Below are 21,055 nucleotides of genomic sequence, written 5' to 3'. Positions count from 1 at the left end.
TGCTTCAGCGCGGGCAATTCAACAGGAGCGAGACGATGCCTACACTTACGATTCTTCCTTCTGGAAAGACCGTTGAAACAGCGACAGGAAGTCGTTTGCTCGACGCAATACTCGCTGCGGGCGAAGCGATCGTGAGCAAATGCGGCGGAGAAGCAAAATGCGGTCAATGCCACGTTTTCGTTCAGGAGGGAAAGAAAAGCCTGTCGAAGACGACACGCAGCGAAAACGAAAAGCTCGACTCGATTGTCGGCGTCAGCTCGAAGTCCCGCCTAGCGTGTCAGGCGTTAATTGGCGCCGAAAATGTCACTGTCGAACTACTGGGCTTCGGCTCAGGGTTCTGAATACTGCAACCGAGGAGACAAACGATGACCGACAAGAATCTCATCATTCATGTTCGATTTGCCCCCGACGGAACTGTCTTCGAGATCGGGGAAAGGCCGAGCGCGCTGACCGCGCAACAATGGTTTACGAAGCTGACCGAAAAGGCCGGCAACGCCTTCGAATCCCTATCGGGCGGGCGTGGCGTGTTTCGCCTGTCGCGCGATGAAATTGAGTCGATGAAGGCGACAGTCCTTCAATAACGATCAGCCGGCTGCGCGGCAGGAGACGACTATGCTCAGCGAAATCGAAAACGCCTTTCGTCGGGGCGATATCATTCCCTATCTCGGGCCGGCGGTGACGGGGCTCGCGGGGGCAGATGCGCCGCCGGCGACGCCTGAGACGCTTGTCGCCCAGCTCGTCGCCGGCGTGACCGTCCCGCACAAAATTCGCAACAATCTGACTGCGGCGGCGCAATATATCGAGAATTTCAAGCACCGAAAGACGCTTACCTGCCTGATGACCAAAGCGTTCACGTCGTCCGCGGCGCCGAGCGACTTGCATGTCTGGCTCGCTGCGCAGGATACATTGCCGCTCGTTGTTCACGCCTGGTATGATGATCTGCCACAAAAGGCGTTGCAATCGCACAGCGACTGGGGCGTCGTACAAGGCGTGACGCAAAGCGAACATTTTGGCGAATGGGTGAATTACTTCCGCCCCGACCATTCGCTGGTTCCCGGGAAGAATTTCGTCCGGGATGGCTCGGGCGCGAAGGCCCCCGCCGAGGCGCCTGACGAAACTCTCAGCTGGAAAACCCTGCTTTATCAACCCCTCGGCTCGATTTCGCCGGGCGCAAATTACATCGTCTCAGATTCGGACTATGTCGAGATCCTTACCGAGATCGACATTCAAACTCCGATTCCGGAGGCTGTGCAGGCGATAAGAAAAGGGCGCAGCTTCCTTTTCCTCGGATGTCGATTCACCAACCAGCTTGAACGGAGCTTTTCGCGCCAGATCATGAAACGATCCTCCGACAGGCATTGGGCCGTGATCGAGGGCAATTTGACGCGCAATGAAGAGAAATTCCTGCAGGAGCAGAATATCACCCGTATCGATGCGTCGCTGGTGGATTTCGTCGCCGACTTGACGCGTACGCCTGTCCGGGCTGTCGCCTGATCCCGATCCTGAAAGCAATGCACATGATCGCCGAACTTCCCGTCGTTTTCAAATATCACGTCTTCACATGCTTTCAACAGCGGCCGCCGGGTCATCCCCGCGGAAGCTGCGTCAGCGCCGGCGGCAAGCCGTTATGGGATCGCCTGCAGGCAAAACTAACTGCGCAGCCAATTCCGGACGTATCTATAACGGCGACCGGCTGCCTCGGCTTCTGTCGCGCCGGTCCGCTTATGGTCGTTTATCCGGAAGGCGTCTGGTATACGCCGCGCACGGAAGCCGACATCGATGAAATTATCCAGTCGCATTTCACCGAAGGAAATCCGGTCGAGCGACTGATTATCGTGCCACAACTCTGAACGCGCCAATCATGCCGGCGTGCGAGACGGCCTTCCGTCCGCACCGACAAATGGGAAAAGGCCAGACTGGAAGCATTGCGTCATGTGCTGCGCACGTGCGATCGCTTGCGCGGCAAGCGGCACCGGCATGGTTTCTCCGGCCGCCTCAGTGAAAAGCTCCAGCCAACGCGCAAAATGCGACGGTTCGATTGGCAAGTTGACATGCACGCCAAACGGCGTGCCCTGGTAGCGATCCGTTCCCAGTAGAGCATGGGACCAGAAATTCGCGACAATCGAGATATGCGACTCGAGCTCCGGTATGGATTCAGCGAATATAGGGCCAAGAAGAGGATCGGCCCCGCCTTTTTCGTAAAAGCGGCGCACGCAATCGCGAATGGACGATTCACTGATTTCGTTCGCGGGCGCCGCGCCCGACCTCTCGTTGTTCAGCATGTGCATCGGTTCCTCCTAGCGCGTATTCAGCACCGTGAGCGGAATAGTTACGCCCCTCCCGCGCCCAAGTGCTGCGTCAACCTTCTGACGTACAAACTCGACCTTTAGAGGCTTGGCGATGAAGCCATGCGCGCCCGCGCCCATGCATTCCTTCCCATATCGCGAGTCCGCAGATTCGATAACGACAAGTATTTTCACGCCGGGCATCTCCGCTCTCAGTTCCGCAACCGAGCCCAATCCCTGTTTTCGTATCTGGCTCTCCGACAGAAGAATTAGGTCGGGGGGCTGCTTTTTCGCCTTTTCTATCGCCAGAGATGCGCTTGCCACTTCATGCGCCTCGTACTCGTCATGCAACATGAACTGAAGCGCACCGCGAAAAATCTCGTCGTCATCGACAATGAACACCCGCTTGTTCTCCATCGCCCGCGCCATTTCCACGCCGATCTGCATGTTGCCTCCTCCGGAATTGGACGCAGGACGGAAAGCAAGCGATGTGCCGCGGGCAAAAATGAATCTTTTCTGAGGAATTGGCGGGTCAGTCGGGTTGCGAACATCACTGTCGGATTTGACACATGTGTTCGACCCAACCGCCGCAGGCACATAATTGGATTATTTCCAATAACTTATAGACGAAGAACAACATTGGCACGCCCTTTGCGCAATTAGCCTCGCAAGGCTTTTGGCTGTGGGTTGGGTCACCCCCGTTCGGAGATGTCCCAGAGTCCCGGAGCCCGCGCCTCGTCGCAAGGTGAAATGAATTCGGCATGCGTGTGGCGCGCGCCGATCCGATCAACGGTTAAATCCAAGGAGACTGCAATGTCGCTTCGACAGATCGCGTTCTATGGAAAGGGTGGCATCGGCAAATCGACGACCTCCCAGAACACTCTGGCGGCGCTCGCCGAGATGGGCAAGAAAATTCTCATCGTCGGCTGCGACCCCAAGGCCGACTCGACCCGCCTGATCCTTCACGCCAAGGCACAGGACACTATCCTCTCGCTCGCTGCGGAAGCCGGTTCGGTCGAGGACCTCGAGATCGAGGACGTGATGAAGGTCGGCTACCAAGATATCCGTTGCGTCGAGTCGGGCGGTCCGGAGCCGGGCGTCGGCTGCGCCGGTCGTGGCGTGATCACCTCGATCAACTTCCTCGAGGAGAACGGCGCTTACGACGGCGTCGACTACGTCTCCTATGACGTCCTCGGCGACGTGGTCTGCGGCGGCTTCGCCATGCCGATCCGCGAGAACAAGGCGCAAGAAATCTACATCGTCATGTCCGGCGAGATGATGGCGATGTACGCCGCCAACAACATTTCCAAGGGCATTCTCAAATATGCCAACTCCGGCGGTGTGCGCCTGGGCGGGCTGGTCTGCAACGAGCGCCAGACGGACAAGGAACTCGAACTTGCCGAGTCCCTCGCCAAGAAACTCGGCTCGAAGCTCATCTATTTCGTGCCGCGCGACAACATTGTTCAGCACGCCGAACTGCGTCGCATGACCGTCATCGAGTATGCGCCGGAATCCAAGCAGGCCGAGCATTATCGCGAGCTCGCCCGCCGCGTCGACGCCAATGTCGGCGCCGGCACGATCCCGACGCCGATCACCATGGACGAGCTCGAAGATTTGCTCATGGAACACGGCATCATGAAATCGATCGACGAATCGCAGGTCGGCAAAACCGCTGCGGAACTCGCCGTTGCATAAATAAGACCCATAGCCTGGCCTCTCCGTGAGGCCAGGCTCTAACAAGGACTTTTATGAAAGGGCTCCGTCATGAGTCTGGCGCAAGCTGAAACCATCGAAGAGATCAAAGCCCGCAACAAGGACCTCATCAAGGAAGTCCTGGAAGTGTATCCGGAGAAAACCGCAAAGCGTCGCGCCAAACATCTTGGCACGTTCGAAGACGGCAAGCCGGATTGCGGCGTAAAGTCCAACATCAAGTCCATTCCCGGTGTGATGACCATCCGTGGTTGTGCATACGCCGGCTCCAAGGGCGTAGTGTGGGGTCCGATCAAGGACATGATCCACATCAGCCACGGCCCCGTGGGCTGCGGTCAATATTCCTGGGCCTCCCGCCGCAATTATTACATCGGCACCACCGGCGTCGACACTTTCGGCACCATGCAGTTCACATCCGATTTCCAGGAGAAGGACATCGTCTTCGGCGGCGACAAAAAGCTCGCCAAGATCATGGACGAGATCGAAGACCTGTTCCCGCTGAATAAAGGCATCACCGTTCAATCCGAATGCCCGATCGGCCTCATCGGCGACGATATCGAAGCGGTTTCGAAGGCGAAGTCGAAGGAATTCGGCGGTAAGACGATCGTTCCGGTCCGCTGTGAGGGCTTCCGCGGCGTGTCGCAATCCCTTGGTCACCACATCGCCAACGACGCGGTGCGCGATTGGGTGTTCGACAAGCAGGACGGCAAGCCCGCGCGCTTCGAGCAGACGCCTTATGACGTTGCCATCATCGGCGACTACAACATCGGCGGCGACGCCTGGTCTTCACGCATTCTACTCGAGGAAATGGGCCTGCGTGTCGTCGCGCAATGGTCCGGCGACGGCACGATCGCGGAGCTCGAGGCGACGCCCAAGGCGAAGTTAAATGTTCTGCACTGCTATCGTTCGATGAACTACATCTCGCGGCATATGGAAGAGAAATATGGAATTCCATGGGTCGAGTACAACTTCTTTGGTCCATCCAAGATCGAGGAGTCGCTGCGCAAGATCGCGAGCCACTTCGACGACAGGATCAAGGAAGGGGCCGAGAAAGTCATCGCGAAATACCGTCCCCTGATGGACGCCGTCATCGCCAAATATCGTCCGCGTCTGGAAGGCAAGAAGGTCATGCTCTTCGTCGGCGGTCTGCGTCCGCGCCACGTCATTGGCGCATATGAAGACCTCGGTATGGAAGTCATCGGCACCGGTTATGAATTCGGCCATAACGACGACTATCAGCGCACGACTCATTATGTGAAAGACGGCACGCTGATTTACGACGACGTCACGGGCTACGAATTCGAGAAGTTCGTCGAGAAGATTCAGCCGGATCTCGTCGGCTCGGGCATCAAGGAAAAATACGTCTTCCAGAAGATGGGCGTGCCTTTCCGTCAAATGCACAGCTGGGATTATTCAGGTCCATATCACGGCTACGACGGCTTCGCCATCTTCGCACGCGACATGGACATGGCGATCAATTCGCCTGTCTGGAAATTCGCCAAGGCGCCTTGGGCCGCCTGATCTCGCGCAAAACAGGTCTCGTCTCCGTCGCGAGGCGGGACCGGCTCGCGGAAGCAAATGGGGAATCGCTATGCCACAGAATGCTGATAACGTCCTCGACCACTTCAATCTATTCCGCCAGCCGGAATACAGGGAGATGTTCGAGAACAAGAAGACGAACTTCGAGAACCCGGTCGCCGACGAGCGCCTCGAGCAGGTGCGCGAATGGACCAAAACAGAGGAATACAGGGAAAAGAACTTCGCACGCGAAGCTCTGACCGTGAACCCCGCCAAGGCTTGCCAGCCGCTCGGCGCCGTCTTTGCAGCCGTTGGCTTCGAGAGCACACTGCCATTCGTTCATGGTTCGCAGGGCTGCGTCGCCTATTACCGCTCGCATTTTTCGCGTCACTTCAAGGAGCCGACGTCTTGCGTCTCCTCCTCGATGACGGAAGACGCAGCGGTGTTTGGCGGGCTGAACAACATGATCGACGGCCTGGCCAACGCCTATAACATGTACAAGCCGAAGATGATCTCCGTCTCCACCACCTGCATGGCGGAAGTCATCGGCGACGACCTCAACGCCTTCATCAAGACAGCAAAGGAGAAAGGGTCGGTTCCGCAAGAATTCGACGTTCCCTTCGCGCATACGCCAGCTTTCGTCGGCAGCCATATCACCGGTTACGACAACGTCATCAAGGGCGTGCTGGAGCACTTCTGGGATGGCAAGGCGGGAACGGCGCCGAAACTCGAGCGCACGCCGAATGAAAAGATCAACTTCCTTGGCGGCTTCGACGGCTACACAGTTGGGAACCTCCGCGAAGTCAAGCGCATTTTCGGGTCCATGGGCGTCGACTATACGATTATCGGCGACAACAGCGATGTATGGGACACGCCGACGGATGGCGAATTCCGCATGTATGACGGCGGCACAAAGCTCGAGGACGTCGCAGCTGCGTTGAACGCCAGGGCGACGATTTCGATGCAGGAATTCTGCACCGAAAAGACGCTTCCCTACATCGCAAGCAAAGGGCAGGAAGTTGTCGCCCTCAACCACCCGATCGGCGTTCAGGGAACCGACAAGTTTCTGATGGAGATTTCGCGGCTCACTGGCAAGCCGATTTCCGCCGAGCTCACCAAGGAGCGAGGCCGTCTCGTCGACGCCATCGCGGACTCCGCAGCGCATATTCACGGCAAGAAATTCGCTATCTACGGCGATCCCGATCTTTGTCTTGGCGTCGCGGGCTTCCTGTTGGAGCTCGGCGCAGAGCCGACGCATATTCTTTCGACAAACGGCGGCAAGGCATGGGCAGAGAAGGTGCAGGCGATGCTGGACGCCTCGCCATTCGGCAAGAACTGCCACGTTTATCCGAACAAGGATTTGTGGCACATGCGCTCATTGCTCTTCACGGAGCCCGTCGACTTCCTGATCGGCAACACTTACGGAAAGTATCTCGACCGCGACACCGGCACGCCGTTGATCCGCATCGGTTTCCCGATCTTCGATCGCCATCACATGCATCGATATCCGGTTTGGGGCTATCAGGGGGCCATGAACGTTCTCGTCTGGATCCTCGACAAGATCTTCGATGAAATCGACCGCAATACGAATGTTGTGGCGAAATCGGATTACAGCTTCGACATCATCCGTTGATCGACGATGGTTCGCCGGGCCGTGTTGGCCCGGCGAATGCATGCAAATGACGCGCGATTATCCGCGTGACGCTCGCAGGAGGCCGGAATGACGACGCTCTCGGAAAAAGTTCAGGACGTCTTCAACGAGCCCGGATGCGGCAAGAACCAGGACAAATCCGAGAAAGAACGCAAAAAGGGCTGCACCAAGCAACTCGCCCCCGGCGCCGCCGCCGGCGGCTGCGCTTTCGACGGCGCAAAGATCGCTTTGCAACCGATTACCGACGTCGCTCACCTCGTGCACGGCCCCATCGCCTGCGAAGGCAATAGCTGGGACAATCGCGGCGCAAAGACTTCCGGCTCCTCGCTTTATCGCACGGGTTTCACGACGGACATGGGAGAAACCGACGTGGTTTTCGGCGGTGAGAAGCGGTTGTTCAAGTCGATCAAGGAAATCATCGACAAATATGATCCGCCTGCCGTCTTCGTCTATCAAACCTGCGTTCCGGCGATGACAGGCGACGATATAGGCACCGTGTGCAAGGCCGCTGCGGAGAAGTTCGGCAAGCCTGTCATCCCGGTCATATCTCCCGGCTTCGTTGGCCCAAAAAATCTCGGCAACAAGCTTGCAGGCGAGGCGATACTCGATCACGTCATCGGCACGCAGGAGCCTGAATTCACGACGCCCTACGACATCAACATCATCGGCGAATATAACCTGGCCGGTGAATTGTGGCAGGTAAAGCCAATTCTTGACGAACTTGGCATTCGTATTCTCGCCTGTATCTCGGGCGACGCAAAATACCATGAGGTCGCATCGTCGCATCGCGCCCGCGCCGCCATGATGGTCTGCTCCAAGGCAATGATCAACGTCGCCAGAAAAATGGAGGAGCGTTACGGAATCCCCTTCTTCGAAGGCTCATTCTATGGCGTCGGCGACATGAGCGATAGTCTGCGCGAGATTGCGCGCCTTCTCATCGAACGCGGCGCGCCGGGCGAATTGATGACACGAACAGAGGCGGTTATCGCGCGCGAGGAGGCGAAAGCCTCGGCGCGTATCGCGCCCTACCGCGCCCGACTCGAGGGCAAGCGCGTGCTGCTCATCACCGGCGGCGTTAAGTCGTGGTCGGTCGTCGCGGCGCTTCAGGAAGCCGGTCTGGAGATTGTCGGAACCAGCGTGAAGAAATCGACAAAGGAAGACAAGGAAAAAATCAAGGAGTTGATGGGTCAGGACGCCCATATGATCGACGACATGACGCCGCGCGAAATGTACAAGATGTTGAAGGAAGCGCGAGCGGACATCATGCTTTCTGGCGGCCGCTCCCAATTCGTAGCGCTCAAAGCCAAGATGCCATGGCTGGATATCAACCAGGAGCGGCATCACGCCTACGCCGGATACGAAGGCATGGTCGAACTCGTTCACGAGATCGACAAGGCTCTCTACAATCCGGTCTGGGAACAGGTGCGCAAGCCTGCTCCATGGGAAGAGCTTGGATGGGAAGCGCGCGCGTCCGAGGCAATTGCAGCTGAAGAAGCCGCCTTGGCAAATGATCCGGTCGCCGCCGAAGGCGCGAGGCGTGGAAAAAAAGTTTGCGCCTGCAACGACGTGTCGGTCGGCATGATCGAGGACGCCATTCGAGACGGCGGCCTCGACAGCGTAAGCGCGGTCGGCGCGGCGACTCGCGCCGGAACGGGTTGCGGGGGGTGTCAGGAGAAGATCGCGTCCATCATCGTTTCGCTGGCTGGCGCGCAAGCGCAAGCAGCGCCGCAGGCAGCGTGAGGCGACCATGGCGCGCGTCACCTCCTCGAAGAAAGCCTGCGCGGTCAATCCGCTGAAGATGAGCCAGCCGATCGGCGGCGCGCTCGCCTTTATGGGCGTTTCCGGCTGCATGCCGGTGCTGCATGGCTCGCAGGGCTGCACCTCTTTCGGGCTTGTTCTCTTCGTGCGGCATTTCCGTGAGTCGATCCCACTTCAGACGACGGCGATGAATGAGGTGGCGACCGTTCTTGGCGGACTTGACAATATCGAGCAGGCGATCCTCAATATCGTGAAACGCGCGAAACCAGATGTCATCGGCATCTGCTCGACCGGCGTCACTGAAATCAAGGGCGACGATGTCGAGGGCTATCTCAAGCTCGTGCGCAAACGTCACCCCGAACTCGCCGATCTTGGCATCGTCCATGTCTCGACGCCAGACTTCAAGGACGCCTTCCAGGACGGGTTCGCCAAGACCGTCACCAGACTCATCCAGGAATTTGTGCCGCAACACGAGACGCCGCAGCGACGCGCGCCTCAACGCGTCAATGTGCTTGCGGGGTGCCATCTGACTCCCGGCGATATCGACGAATTGCGCGACATTATCGAGGCCTTCGGTCTCCAGCCGACTTTCCTGCCCGATCTGTCCGGCTCGCTCGACGGTCACATTCCTGAGGACTTCACGCCGACCACGCTCGGCGGCGTGTCACGCGCCGATATTGCGGCGATGGGAACCGCCGCCTGGACCATCGCCATCGGCGAGCAGATGCGGGAGGCCGCAAAGACGCTCGAAGCGCGCGCGGACGTCCCCTTCATGCTCTTCGATCGGCTGACCGGCCTCGCGGTCAATGACGAATTCATGAGTTTCCTTACGCGCATAAGCGGCAGGCCGGCGCCGATCAAATTCCGGCGCCAGCGCGGTCAGCTCGTCGACGCCATGCTTGACGGTCACTTCCACTTCGGCGGCAAGCGCATAGCAATCGGGGCCGAGCCGGATCTGCTGCATAGCGTATCCCATTGGCTGAAGGAAATGGGCGCAGAGGTCGCAGCGGCGGTCACGACGACTTCATCCGTTTTACTCGAAAATATTCCCAGTGAAGAAGTCATCATCGGCGATCTGGAAGACCTCGAGAAACGAGCAGCCGATTGCGACCTCATCATCACCCATTCGCATGGTCGCCAGGCGTCGGATCGTCTCGGAGTCCCGCTCTATCGCATGGGGCTGCCGATGTTCGACCGGCTCGGCGCCGCGCATGAGGTCAGCGTCGGCTATCGCGGCACCCGAGATCTCATCTTCGCGCTAGGCAACATATTCATCGGGCAGACGCCGGAGCCAACGCCCGACAGTTGGAGACGGCAAAGCGGGGACGAGGGCCATGAAACTACGGCGATTGCGTCTGATCTCGTCCAACCATCGCAAGCGCACTGACGGCAAAGGAGGCAATATGAAAGTTGCATTCGCCACCCAGGACCTTGAAACCGTCGATGCTCATTTCGGTTGGGCAAGGAATATCGCGATCTACGAACTGAGCCCGGACTCCTATCATTTTGTCGAGGCGATCCAGTTCGCCGGCGATTTGCAGGAAGACGGCAATGAGGACAAGCTTCAACCGAAGCTCGAAGCGATCAAGGATTGTTCGATTCTTTACGTCGCGGCGATCGGCGGCTCCGGGGCGGCCCGCGTCGTCGCTCAGAACATTCATCCAATGAAGGTGCAGCAACCGGAGAAGATCGTCGATTTGCTCCAGAGGCTTCAGGTCGTTCTGAACGGCGCGCCGCCGCCTTGGTTGCGCAAGATATTGTCGAAGAGTGGCGAGCGCACTTTCGATTTCGACGAGGAGACAGCAAATGCCTGAAGCAGCCGAAATCGCCGAAGAAAAACCGGAAGTGAGCCTCTTCATAAAGGAGCTCATCAAGGTCTGGCGCGCGCAGGACACACATGGAACATGGGACAACAAGAAGGACGTAGCCCTTCTCGATCCCTATATCGTGACGAGGGAACAGCGTCGGGAAATCCCGATCATCGGTGATCCGGACCCTGAAATCCTCTGGCGTCTCGAACTTTTTTACAACGCCGTCGGTCTCGCCATCGAACGCCGAACCGGCTGCATGGTTCAGCCGATGATGAAAATGAGCCATGAAGGATTCGGACGCATGATACTGACTGCCGGACGCCTGATCGTTGTCAACAAGCATCTACGCGACGTTCATCGGTTTGGCTTCGAGAGCCTAGAGAAACTCGCTGCGGAGGGCGCAAAACTTGTCGACGCCGGCGTCGAGATGATCGAGAAATTTCCAGAAGTGGCCCGCTATTGAACGGAGGCGTGACATGAGCGGCGTCGACGAATTGAAGGCCGAGATCAAGAAGCTCTCAGCCAAGGCCATGAACATGAAGATGAACCTGCACGACCTCTCCGAGGAGCTGCCAGTGAACTGGACGACGATAATGAGCGTCGCACAGGAAACCTACGACGCTTATGCGGCGTTGGAGGCGGCCCGCAAGAGGCTCAAGGAACTCGAGGCGGCGTGATGGGCGAATTCAAGACGCGAGACGGCTCGCCTTATACGCCGCTCTATCTCACCGACATCGACCCAGAGACCTGCATCGGTTGCGGGCGCTGTTTCAAGGTTTGCCCACAGGGCGTCATGGCGCTTTACGGAGTCAATGACGAGGGTGAAATTCTCGGGATCGTCACCGACGATGATGACGACGATTTCGACGGCGACCTGAACCGCAAGATCATGAAAGTCGAACACGCCGGCGCCTGCATCGGCTGCAACGCCTGCGCGCGCGTCTGCCCGAAGAACTGCCAGACGCATGTTCCGGCGGATCAGATCGCGGCGTGACGAATCATGGCGGACGTAGCGCGCGCGTGCTCCAGCCATGGCGCATCGCCAGGCACGCTCGACGCCGCGGCCATTTATTGCGCCATCTGTGAAAATCCGGGTCCTTTTGCGCTCGCCGACCCCTTCATGGCGCATGTTCTCGCCTGCGCCATCAGCGTTGGCGTCGTTGAAGCTGCCGAATTTCGTGACAACGTCTCGGGGGCAATTGGCCTGGACAGGAACGCGCTTGCCAGGATCATCGAAAGCTGGTTGCCGGAAGCACGTCACGTCATTCCCCTCGACGCGCAATCAGCCTCAATTTCTCTGGACGAAGAAGAAACTCAGCTTCGTGAATTGCTGGAGCGCTACCGCGTAGATGACTCTGACGCGACGAGTTGGATCACGTCGATCGTCACGCGTCGCTCAATGGCTCCGCGCCACCTTTGGCAGGACCTTGGACTTTTCAACCGCGACGAGCTGACACGCCTCCTGAAGCGGTGGCACCCGGAGCTCGCGTCACAAAATATTGATAATATGAAGTGGAAGAAGTTCTTCTATCGCAAACTGTGCGAACTTGAAGGCTTCAGCCTTTGCGCGGCCCCGACATGCCGCGAATGCGGCGATTTCAACTCTTGTTTCGGCGACGAAGGCGGCGAAAGCGCGTTAGCCCGTCTCACGCAGGGCCGCCGCGCTTAAACTTCGCTCCCGATCCGCTTCCTGCTCCTCGACGCCGCGAACCGCACATTGTCAGTTCTCGGACATTGACGCATTGCGGACATGCAAACTGCTGCAATGTCTCAGAAATACAGGACCTTGGCGCTGGCACACGGGTTGCTACCGCTACTCGGAAACAATCTCATCTGACTGAAGGAGTCGTCACGATGATTCAGCTCACGGACAGCGCCGTAACCGCCGTGCGCACCGCTATCGCAGGGGCCGGCCAGGAGGTCGAGGGGCTGCGCATCATGGTCGAAGCCGGCGGCTGCGCAGGTCTGAAATACATGATGGGGCTGGTAAACGAACCGGATCCGAATGATCACGTCTTCGACAACGATGGCGTCAAGATTTTCGTCGAGGAAGGCTCGCTCGCCTATCTCGATGGAACCCGGATCGATTTCGTGATCGGCCTCGAAGGCTCCGGCTTCACCTTCGACAATCCGCAAGCCAAGTCGAGTTGTTCCTGCGGCAAATCATTCGGCTGAGCGCGAGGAGAGCGATATGTGGGACTATTCCGACAAGGTAAAAGACTATTTTTTCAATCCGAAGAACGCCGGCGTTCTCGGTGAGGCAAATGCGGTCGGCGAAGTGGGCGCTATCTCCTGCGGCGACGCGCTCAAACTGATGCTGAAAGTCGATCCCGAGACCGAAACGATTCTCGAAGCAAAATTCCAGACCTTTGGCTGCGGTTCCGCCATCGCATCTTCCTCGGCGCTTACCGAACTGATCATCGGGAAGACGCTTCAGGAAGCAATCACGCTTACCAACCAGGACATTGCGGATTTTCTTGGAGGCCTTCCGCCTGAAAAGATGCACTGCTCGGTCATGGGCTACGAAGCTCTTCAGGCTGCAATCGCCAACTTCCGCGGCGAAGTCTGGAGCGATGATCACGAGGAAGGCGCGCTGGTTTGCAAATGTTTCGGCGTCGATGAAGGCATGATCGAACGCGCGATCAAGATGAACAAGCTGACCACGATCGAGGAAGTCACTTCCTACACCAAGGCCGGCGGCGGCTGTCTGACATGCTTCGACAAGCTCGAGGAGATCCTCGCCGCGGTGAACGCCGAACTCGTTGCGGAGGGCGTGCTGGCCGAGCATGAGGCCTATCGCCTCGGCACAGCCGACGCCAAGGAGATCAAGGCGAAAGCGAAGGCCGCGAAGGCGGAAGCTGCGCCGCCGACATCGCCGATCGCGCCGGCCTCTCCCCTGCCGCCTCCCTCTGCCGGCATGACGAACCTCAAGAAGGTGCGTCTGATCGAAGAAGCGATCGAGGAGTTGCGTCCCTATCTCCAGAAAGATGGCGGCGATTGCGAACTCATCGACGTCGACGGCTCGAATGTTCTCGTCACCCTCAGCGGAGCCTGCATGGGATGCCAGATGTCGAGCGTCACCGTCTCGGGCATACAGGAACGGTTGATCGCCAAGCTGGGCATGCCGATCCGCGTCATTCCCATCAAGCAGCACGCTCACTGAGGAGAACGACATGCGCGCGGTCTATCTCGACAATAATGCGACGACTCGGGTCGATCCCGAGGTTGTGGAGGCCATGCTGCCTTTCTTCACCGAACAGTTCGGTAATCCCTCCTCGATCCATTCATTCGGCGCGAGCGTTGGCGCCTCGGTCAAGAAGGCGCGGCAGCAATTGCAGGAGTTGCTCGGCGCCGAACACGATCACGAGATCATATTCACCTCCGGCGGCACTGAAAGCGATAATACGGCTGTATTGTCGGCGCTCGAAGCGATGCCGGGCCGCAACGAGATCGTGACGAGCCAAGTAGAGCATCCCGCAATTCTCTCGCTCTGCCAGCATCTCGAGAAGATCGGCCGCGCAAAGGTTCACTACATCGGCGTCGACTCTCTCGGGCGCCTCGACCTCGAAGCCTATCGCGCCGCTTTGTCACCCAACACGGCGCTCGTGACGCTCATGTGGGCGAATAATGAGACAGGGACGATCTTCCCGGTTGAAGCGCTTGCCGAACTGGCCAAGGAGCATGGCGCGCTCTTTCATACAGACGCCGTGCAGGCGGTCGGCAAGGTTCCGATTTCACTCAAGGGCAGCGCAATCGACATGCTGTCGCTGTCCGGCCACAAGCTGCATGCGCCGAAGGGCGTCGGAGCGCTATACGTGAAGCGCGGCGCACGTTTCAAGCCGCTGCTGCGTGGCGGACATCAGGAGCGCGGCCGCCGCGCCGGCACCGAAAATACGCCGGGCGTCATCGGCCTCGGCAAGGCGGCGCAGCTTGCGCTCGCGCATATGGGGGATGAGCAGACCCGCGTAAAGGAGCTGCGCGACCGTCTCGAAAACGCAATTCTGCAGCAGGTTCCCAATTGCTTCGTGAATGGCGATTTACGCGAGCGTTTGCCCAATACCACCAATATCGCTTTCGAATATGTGGAGGGCGAGGCGATCCTTTTGCATCTCACTCGCGCGGGGGTGGCGGCGTCCTCGGGGTCCGCATGCACATCTGGTTCGCTCGAACCGTCACACGTGATGCGCGCGATGAACGTTCCCTTCACAGCGGCGCATGGCTCGATCCGCTTCTCGTTTTCGCGCGACAATGTCGCGGAGGATGTCGATCAGGTCATCGAGGCGCTGCCGAAGATTCTCGAAAATCTTCGTGAACTATCGCCCTTCTGGGCGGGCGCCGACAAGGGCCCGACCGAGTTCAAACCCGTCTATGCCTGAGTGAAACCGTGAACCCCGACCATCCTCGCATCTACATAAACGACACCACGCTGCGCGATGGCGAACAAGCGCCTCGCGTCGCCTTTACGGCGGCCGAGAAGCTCGTCATCGCGCGCGCCCTGGCTGACGCGGGCGTCGATGAGATAGAGGCTGGAACTCCCGCGATGGGTCGAGACGAAATCGAAGCGATTTCGGGCGTGGTCGCAGAGGGCCTGCCATGTCGCGTGATGGGCTGGTGCCGCCTGAACAAGGACGACATCGACGCCGCGCGCGCGGCAGGCGTCGCTCATGTCAATATATCGGCGCCTATGTCGCGACTGCAGATCAGCGTAAAACTCGGTCTCACCATACCGACGCTTGCCGAGCGCGTGCGCGAAATTGTTTCATATGCGCGTGAACAAGGAATGACTGTCGCACTTGGCGGAGAGGATTCATCGCGAGCCGATCCGCGCGATGTCGGATTGATCCTGCGCGCCGCAACGCAAGCGGGCGCCTGGCGTTATCGCTTCGCGGACACTCTCGGTTTGCTGGATCCGTTTTCCGCCTATGAGTCGATCCGCCGTATTCGCGAAGAAACAGACCTTCCGATCGAATTTCATGGCCATGACGACGTCGGACTGGCGACGGCGAACACGCTGGCGGCGTTGCGCGCCGGCGCGTCGCATGCGTCCGTCACGGTGATTGGTCTCGGCGAGCGCGCCGGCAACGCCGCTCTCGAAGAAGTCGTCGCAGCGCTCGGGCATATCGCCGCCGGCCGCACCGACGTGCGGCTGGAAAAGCTCCAGGCGCTGGCGAAGCTCGTCGCTCGCCTGTCGGGACGCAAGATCGGGCGCGCCAAGGCGATCGTCGGAGCTGATATATTTACGCATGAATCCGGCATTCATGTCGCGGCGTTGCTCAAGGATGCGCGCACCTATCAGGGCGTCGATCCCGCTCGACTTGGACGACGCAACCGGATCGTCATCGCCAAACATTCCGGCCTTGCCGCGTTGAAAAGCAGGTGCTCCTCACTCGGCGTGGATATCGATCACGAAACGGCGAGCGCGCTGCTGTCGCACATCCGCCGGCGCGCCAATGACAAGAAACCGCCGATCACGCGCCGCGAACTCATTCGCCTTGTCGAAAGACGTCAGGCGTGGGCAGGAGGCGAAACGTGACTGTCGTGGCCACATTCGTCAATGCGCGCAGGCCGCATATTCGCGGCCTTCTGGCGACGCTTCGCAGCGACGTCGCCTGCGTCCTGCAACGAGACCCCGCAGCGCGCAATGCGCTCGAAGTTGCGATGCTTTATCCTGGCGTTCACGCCGTGATCTTTCATCGCTTGTCGCATCGACTTTGGCGCCGGGAATTCAAGTTCGCAGCACGGTTTCTGTCCTGGTTCGCTCGTCTCGTCACGAATATAGACATTCACCCAGGCGCGACGATCGGCGAACGTTTCTTCATCGATCATGGGGCCGGTGTCGTGATCGGCGAGACATCGGTCATTCATGATGACGTTACGATCTATCACGGCGTCACTCTCGGGGGCACCTCCTGGTCTACCGGCAAACGCCATCCGACGATCGAAAGCGGAGTCCTGATTGGCGCGGGCGCAAAAATCCTCGGCCCGATAAGCGTTGGCGCACGCGCGCGAATCGGCGCCAATTCGGTCGTCATCGAGGACATCCCGCCGGAAATGACTGTGGTTGGCATACCGGGCCGCATTGTCCGCGAAGTACGCCGCCGCTCCGGCGTCGACGGGCGCATCGACCTCGAACATCATCTCATTCCCGACCCCGTCGGCGACGCCATCTCGACGCTGATCGACCGCATCGATTTCCTGGAGGCGCGCTTTATGCATCTCCAAAGCCGCAAGAGTGAAAGCGCTCAAATGCGCGGGGAAAAGGAGACGAAGGAATGAGCGTGTTCGACGAGTTGCGCAAACTCTCCTCCGCGGAGGACTTCTTCGAAGCGCTTGGAGTTGATTTCGATCCTTCGGTGGTTCGCGTCGCGCGACTGCACATATTGCGGCGCATGGGCGAATACCTCGCCACGAACGATCTCGACACAGCGTCCGACGACGAGGCGCGCGCCGCGTGCAGGGAATATCTCGCCAGGGCTTATGCTGATTTTGTCGCATCGTCTCCGATCGCGGAACGCGTATTCAAAGTTCACAAAGATGCGATCAAGCCGGCGCCTGCGCCAGCAAAACCCTTTGTGTCGCTGACGACGCTCACAACGAACGGCAATTGAGGAGCAGGCGATGAAGATCCTCGTTTGCATCAAGCAGGTTCCCGATAGCGCGCAGATACGCGTGCATCCGGTCACGAACACGATCATGCGGCAAGGCGTGCCGACGATCATCAATCCATACGATCTCTTCTCGCTCGAAGAGGCGCTGCGCCTGCGCGACAAATTCGGTGGCGAGGTTACTGTGCTCACAATGGGGCCGCCGATGGCCGCCGACTCTTTGCGCAAGGCGCTGGCCATCGGGGCCGATCGCGCGGTGCTGCTGACGGATCGCTTTTTTGCCGGTTCAGACACTTTGGCGACGACCTATGCGCTGGCGCAGGCGATCAGAAAAATCGAAGAGACATTCGGGCCGCAAGACATCGTCTTTGCCGGAAAACAGACGATCGACGGCGACACGGCGCAAGTCGGTCCCGGCGTCGCGAAGCGGCTCGGCTTGTTGCAGCTGACATACGTTTCGAGGATTGCGGAATGTAACCCCGACAAACGCGAGCTTGTCGTAGAGCGGCGTTCGGAAGGCGGCGTCCAGGTGCTCAGGACGGCCATGCCTTGCCTGGTCACCATGCTCGAAGGCGCCAATGAAGTGCGCCGCGGCGCGATTGAGGATTCGCTTCGCGCGGCGCGCGCCGAGATTGTCACCTGGAGCGCGAAGGACGCGGGAATCGAGGATCTGACGAAGTGCGGCCTGAAGGGATCGCCGACAATCGTGAAGAAGGTTTTCGCGCCTTCGCCGCGATCCGAGCGCGCAGCCTTCGTGGAGCCCGCGAAGACGGCCAGCGATTCCGCCGAAGCGCTGATCGAAGCCATTTTTTCGCGCCAACCGTCCCTCGAAGCGGACATGACCAAGCTTGCCTCGGGATTCTAAAGGAGACGAACATGTCCACCGCTGCTCCCGTCGCGCCTGCGTCGAACAGGGCCTCCACGAAGAAAGCGCTGCCTGAGCATTTTCTGGACTACAAACATGTCTGGGTCTTCGTCGAACTCGAACGTGGCGAAGTTCATCCCGTTTCCTGGGAATTGCTCGGCGAAGGCCGCAAGCTCGCCGACAAGCTTGGCGTCGAACTCGCGAGCGTCGTGCTTGGCGCGCCCGGCGACGCAACGAAGCTCGCCGCCGCGGAGTCTTTCAGATTTGGCGCCGACCTCGCGTATCTTGTCGAACACCCCGTGCTCGCCGACTATCGTAACGAGTCGTACTCGAAAGCGATGACCCAGCTCGTGAAGACGCATAAGCCGGAGATCCTCCTGCTTGGCGCCACGACGCTGGGACGCGATCTCGCGGGCTCCGTCGCGACGACGCTGCTGACGGGTCTCACAGCCGACTGCACCGAACTTGCCGTGGACGCCGACGGATCTCTCGCCGCGACGCGGCCCACCTTCGGCGGCTCGCTTTTGTGCACCATCTACACGCTCAACTATCGTCCGCAGATGGCGACGATACGCCCGCGCGTGATGGCCATGCCTGCGAGAGATGAAGGCCGCACGGGAAGGATCGTGTCCTTCACACCCGACCTCAGCGAAGACGAGATCATCACCAAGCTGCTGCGATTCGTGCCGGACCGCGAATCGACCAAGACAAATCTCGCCTTCGCCGACGTCGTCGTCGCCGGCGGACTGGGGCTGCAAAGCGCGGAGAATTTCCAGCTGGTGCGCAATCTGGCCTCGACGCTCGGCGCCGAATTCGGAGGCTCGCGGCCGCTGGTGCAAAAGGGATGGCTCACTTCGGATCGGCAGATCGGGCAGACCGGCAAGACAATTCGTCCGAAGCTCTATATCGCCGCAGGCATTTCCGGCGCCATTCAGCATCGCGTCGGCGTCGAAGGCGCGGATTGCATTGTCGCGATCAACACCGACAAAAATGCGCCAATCTTCGACTTCGCGCATATTGGAATTGTCTCGGACGCCATTCGCCTGCTGCCCGCGCTGACCGAGGCTTTCCGCCAGCGGCTTTCGCCACATCAACGCGACAGGCTCGCAGGCTGACGGTTTCACGCATGACGGCAGGCGCGTTCGCGAATTCGCGCATATGGAGGTTGCCATGATCGAAGAGAGATTCGACGCGATCGTGATCGGCGCAGGGATGGCGGGAAACGCCGCGGCCCATACGATGGCCGCGCGCGGATTGAAGGTGCTGCAACTGGAGCGCGGGGAATATCCAGGCTCCAAGAATGTGCAGGGCGCCATTCTCTATGCCGATATGGTCGAGAAGATCATCCCGAACTTTCGCGAGGAAGCGCCGCTCGAGCGCCATCTCGTCGAACAACGCTTCTGGATGATGACGGATCGTTCGCACACCGGTCTGCAATATCGCAACGACGACTTCAACGAAGAGAAGCCGAACCGCTATACGATCATCCGTTCGCAGTTCGACCGCTGGTTCTCCAGGGAGGTGCAGGCGCAGGGTGCGCTCGTCATCAGTGAGACGACCGTGACGGAACTCGTCAATGACGCTTATGGCAAGGTTATCGGCGTACGCACAGACAGGCGCGGCGGCACCATTTTCGCCGATGTCGTCGTTCTGGCGGAAGGCGTGAACGGTCTTCTCGGCGCGCGCGCGGGACTGCGTGAAACGCCGAAGCCTGAACATGTGGCGCTCGCCGTCAAGGAAATGCATTTCCTGCCGCGCGAGACGATCGAGGCGCGCTTCAATCTGCATGGCGACGAGGGCGTCGTCATCGAGGCGGCCGGCGCGATCTCCAAGGGCATGACAGGCATGGGTTTCGTTTACACGAACAAAGAGAGCATTTCTGTCGGCATGGGCTGTCTTGTTTCCGACTTTGCGGAGAATGAAGACACGCCAAACGGGCTGCTCGAAGCCTTCAAGGCGCATCCCTCGATCAAACCGCTGCTCGAAGGGTCGGAAGTGAAGGAATATGCGGCGCATCTCATTCCCGAAGGCGGATACAAAACCATTCCGCAGCTCTTCGGGGACGGGTGGGTCGTCGTTGGCGACGCGGCGCAGCTCAATAACGCCATTCACCGTGAGGGCTCGAATCTCGCCCTGACGTCCGGCCGGCTCGCGGGTGAGGCGATCTTTCAGGTGAAATCACGGCGCGAACCGATGACGAAACAGAATCTGGCGCTTTACAAGAAGCTGCTCGACGACAGCTTCGTCATGAAGGATCTGAAAAAATACAAGGATATGCCCGCGCTGCTGCACGCCAATTCGCAGAATTACTTTCTTGCCTATCCGTCGCTCGTGTCGAAGGCGATGGAAAATTTCCTGCGCGTCGACGGCACGCCGAAACTCGACAAGGAGAAGGCGACGGTGCGCTCTTTTGTCAAGGAACGTTCATGGACGGGCCTGTTCGGCGACGCGCTGCGTCTGGCGCGCGCCTGGCGCTGAATTTGCGTAAGCGGACACAGGAAGAAGCGACAGGAGAACTCTCATGTCCATAGCCGCGCGAGTTGAAGAGAAACTCTTTCAGAACCGCTATCTGGTCGACGCCGGAAAGCCGCACATCAGCATTCGTCCGCACGACAAGCCGTCAGCCAATCTTCTGGCGATGACGCGCATCTGTCCCGCCGGGTGCTATTCGGAAACGAGCAACGGACAAGTGGAAATCACGCCGGACGGTTGCCTCGAATGCGGCACATGTCGCGTTTTGTGCGAGTCGGCAGGCGATATTGTCTGGAATTATCCGCGCGGCGGATATGGCGTTCTGTTCAAATTCGGCTGACCGGTCGCCGCCCGGCTCCGGATGCGAGCGTCCGGAGCCT

At 59.2% G+C, this 21,055-nt stretch carries 26 protein-coding genes; 24 read left to right on the top strand and 2 right to left on the bottom strand.

The window, feature by feature from the left end:
* The first annotated feature begins 35 nt into the window (after positions 1-35).
* From MET49242_RS20395 to MET49242_RS20380, 4 genes are read left to right on the top strand one after another with little or no spacing between them, the layout of a single operon-like run.
* Positions 36-341, top strand: coding sequence for a 2Fe-2S iron-sulfur cluster-binding protein (locus tag MET49242_RS20395; RefSeq protein WP_036288933.1), 306 nt, complete (start codon positions 36-38; stop codon positions 339-341).
* A 24-nt stretch (positions 342-365) separates the two neighbouring features.
* Entirely contained in the window at positions 366-581 is a 216-nt protein-coding gene (locus tag MET49242_RS20390; protein WP_036285705.1) for a hypothetical protein, read from the top strand.
* A gap of 31 nt (positions 582-612) precedes the next feature.
* On the top strand, positions 613-1,494 hold the full coding sequence (locus tag MET49242_RS20385) for an SIR2 family protein (protein ID WP_036285703.1): 882 nt from the start codon (positions 613-615) through the stop codon (positions 1,492-1,494).
* Between the two features lie 23 nt (positions 1,495-1,517).
* On the top strand, positions 1,518-1,850 hold the full coding sequence (locus MET49242_RS20380; RefSeq protein WP_036288931.1) for a ferredoxin: 333 nt from the start codon (positions 1,518-1,520) through the stop codon (positions 1,848-1,850).
* Positions 1,851-1,859: 9 nt separating this feature from the next.
* Here MET49242_RS20380 and MET49242_RS20375 read toward each other — a convergent pair whose 3' ends face one another.
* Positions 1,860-2,288, bottom strand: coding sequence for a group III truncated hemoglobin (locus tag MET49242_RS20375; protein ID WP_244430862.1), 429 nt, complete (start codon positions 2,286-2,288; stop codon positions 1,860-1,862).
* A 9-nt stretch (positions 2,289-2,297) separates the two neighbouring features.
* Positions 2,298-2,732, bottom strand: coding sequence for a response regulator (locus MET49242_RS20370; RefSeq protein WP_036285700.1), 435 nt, complete (start codon positions 2,730-2,732; stop codon positions 2,298-2,300).
* Between the two features lie 366 nt (positions 2,733-3,098).
* Between MET49242_RS20370 and nifH the strand changes: the two genes are divergently transcribed.
* The 20 genes from nifH to MET49242_RS20270 all read left to right on the top strand — a co-directional run bounded on the left by nifH (position 3,099) and on the right by MET49242_RS20270 (position 21,015).
* Positions 3,099-3,980, top strand: a complete 882-nt coding sequence (gene nifH, locus MET49242_RS20365) for a nitrogenase iron protein (protein WP_036288926.1) — start codon at positions 3,099-3,101, stop codon at positions 3,978-3,980.
* Between the two features lie 69 nt (positions 3,981-4,049).
* A complete protein-coding gene (nifD, locus tag MET49242_RS20360) occupies positions 4,050-5,516 on the top strand; it encodes a nitrogenase molybdenum-iron protein alpha chain (RefSeq protein ID WP_036285698.1) in 1,467 nt (488 codons plus the stop codon).
* A gap of 70 nt (positions 5,517-5,586) precedes the next feature.
* Entirely contained in the window at positions 5,587-7,146 is a 1,560-nt protein-coding gene (gene nifK, locus MET49242_RS20355; RefSeq protein ID WP_036285696.1) for a nitrogenase molybdenum-iron protein subunit beta, read from the top strand.
* An 87-nt stretch (positions 7,147-7,233) separates the two neighbouring features.
* Positions 7,234-8,904 (top strand): nitrogenase iron-molybdenum cofactor biosynthesis protein NifE, encoded by a 1,671-nt coding sequence (gene nifE, locus MET49242_RS20350; protein ID WP_036285695.1) that lies wholly within the window; start codon positions 7,234-7,236, stop codon positions 8,902-8,904.
* Between the two features lie 7 nt (positions 8,905-8,911).
* Positions 8,912-10,309 (top strand): nitrogenase iron-molybdenum cofactor biosynthesis protein NifN, encoded by a 1,398-nt coding sequence (gene nifN / locus MET49242_RS20345; protein WP_036285694.1) that lies wholly within the window; start codon positions 8,912-8,914, stop codon positions 10,307-10,309.
* 16 nt (positions 10,310-10,325) lie between these two features.
* Positions 10,326-10,736 carry a nitrogen fixation protein NifX gene (gene nifX / locus MET49242_RS20340; RefSeq protein WP_036285693.1) on the top strand — a complete coding sequence of 137 codons (411 nt, stop codon included), beginning with the start codon at positions 10,326-10,328 and terminating at the stop codon, positions 10,734-10,736.
* On the top strand, positions 10,729-11,196 hold the full coding sequence (locus MET49242_RS20335; RefSeq protein ID WP_036285692.1) for a NifX-associated nitrogen fixation protein: 468 nt from the start codon (positions 10,729-10,731) through the stop codon (positions 11,194-11,196). Before nifX ends, MET49242_RS20335 begins: the two co-directional genes overlap by 8 nt.
* Before the next feature lie 13 nt (positions 11,197-11,209).
* Positions 11,210-11,410, top strand: coding sequence for a CCE_0567 family metalloprotein (locus MET49242_RS20330; protein WP_036285691.1), 201 nt, complete (start codon positions 11,210-11,212; stop codon positions 11,408-11,410).
* Positions 11,410-11,727: a ferredoxin III, nif-specific gene (gene fdxB / locus MET49242_RS20325; RefSeq protein ID WP_192815609.1), complete on the top strand. Its 318-nt coding sequence runs from the start codon at positions 11,410-11,412 to the stop codon at positions 11,725-11,727. Before MET49242_RS20330 ends, fdxB begins: the two co-directional genes overlap by 1 nt.
* 6 nt (positions 11,728-11,733) lie before the next feature.
* Complete coding sequence (locus MET49242_RS20320; protein ID WP_036285689.1) at positions 11,734-12,402, top strand: nitrogen fixation protein NifQ; 669 nt, start codon at positions 11,734-11,736, stop codon at positions 12,400-12,402.
* 185 nt (positions 12,403-12,587) lie between these two features.
* The gene (locus MET49242_RS20315; RefSeq protein ID WP_036285687.1) at positions 12,588-12,908 is read left to right on the top strand and encodes an iron-sulfur cluster assembly accessory protein; all 321 of its coding nucleotides are present in this window, start codon (positions 12,588-12,590) and stop codon (positions 12,906-12,908) included.
* Positions 12,909-12,924: 16 nt separating this feature from the next.
* Positions 12,925-13,896: a Fe-S cluster assembly protein NifU gene (gene nifU, locus MET49242_RS20310; RefSeq protein WP_036285685.1), complete on the top strand. Its 972-nt coding sequence runs from the start codon at positions 12,925-12,927 to the stop codon at positions 13,894-13,896.
* Positions 13,897-13,906: 10 nt separating this feature from the next.
* Positions 13,907-15,109 carry a cysteine desulfurase NifS gene (gene nifS, locus MET49242_RS20305; RefSeq protein ID WP_036285684.1) on the top strand — a complete coding sequence of 401 codons (1,203 nt, stop codon included), beginning with the start codon at positions 13,907-13,909 and terminating at the stop codon, positions 15,107-15,109.
* An 8-nt stretch (positions 15,110-15,117) separates the two neighbouring features.
* Entirely contained in the window at positions 15,118-16,266 is a 1,149-nt protein-coding gene (gene nifV, locus MET49242_RS20300) for a homocitrate synthase (protein ID WP_051134352.1), read from the top strand.
* Complete coding sequence (cysE, locus tag MET49242_RS20295; protein ID WP_036285682.1) at positions 16,263-17,009, top strand: serine O-acetyltransferase; 747 nt, start codon at positions 16,263-16,265, stop codon at positions 17,007-17,009. The genes nifV and cysE overlap by 4 nt, the downstream gene beginning before the upstream one ends.
* Positions 17,006-17,341: a nitrogenase stabilizing/protective protein NifW gene (nifW, locus tag MET49242_RS20290; protein ID WP_036285680.1), complete on the top strand. Its 336-nt coding sequence runs from the start codon at positions 17,006-17,008 to the stop codon at positions 17,339-17,341. Before cysE ends, nifW begins: the two co-directional genes overlap by 4 nt.
* Positions 17,342-17,351: 10 nt before the next feature.
* Positions 17,352-18,203 (top strand): electron transfer flavoprotein subunit beta/FixA family protein, encoded by an 852-nt coding sequence (locus MET49242_RS20285; protein WP_036285678.1) that lies wholly within the window; start codon positions 17,352-17,354, stop codon positions 18,201-18,203.
* Between the two features lie 11 nt (positions 18,204-18,214).
* Positions 18,215-19,318, top strand: a complete 1,104-nt coding sequence (locus MET49242_RS20280; protein ID WP_036285675.1) for an electron transfer flavoprotein subunit alpha/FixB family protein — start codon at positions 18,215-18,217, stop codon at positions 19,316-19,318.
* A gap of 55 nt (positions 19,319-19,373) precedes the next feature.
* The gene (locus MET49242_RS20275) at positions 19,374-20,681 is read left to right on the top strand and encodes an FAD-dependent oxidoreductase (protein ID WP_036288920.1); all 1,308 of its coding nucleotides are present in this window, start codon (positions 19,374-19,376) and stop codon (positions 20,679-20,681) included.
* A 43-nt stretch (positions 20,682-20,724) separates the two neighbouring features.
* Positions 20,725-21,015 (top strand): ferredoxin family protein, encoded by a 291-nt coding sequence (locus MET49242_RS20270; RefSeq protein WP_036285674.1) that lies wholly within the window; start codon positions 20,725-20,727, stop codon positions 21,013-21,015.
* The last annotated feature ends 40 nt before the right edge of the window (positions 21,016-21,055 follow it).

The organism is Methylocystis sp. ATCC 49242 (genome assembly GCF_000188155.2).
GTDB lineage: Bacteria > Pseudomonadota > Alphaproteobacteria > Rhizobiales > Beijerinckiaceae > Methylocystis.
This window is presented reverse-complemented; position numbering and strand designations above follow the sequence as displayed.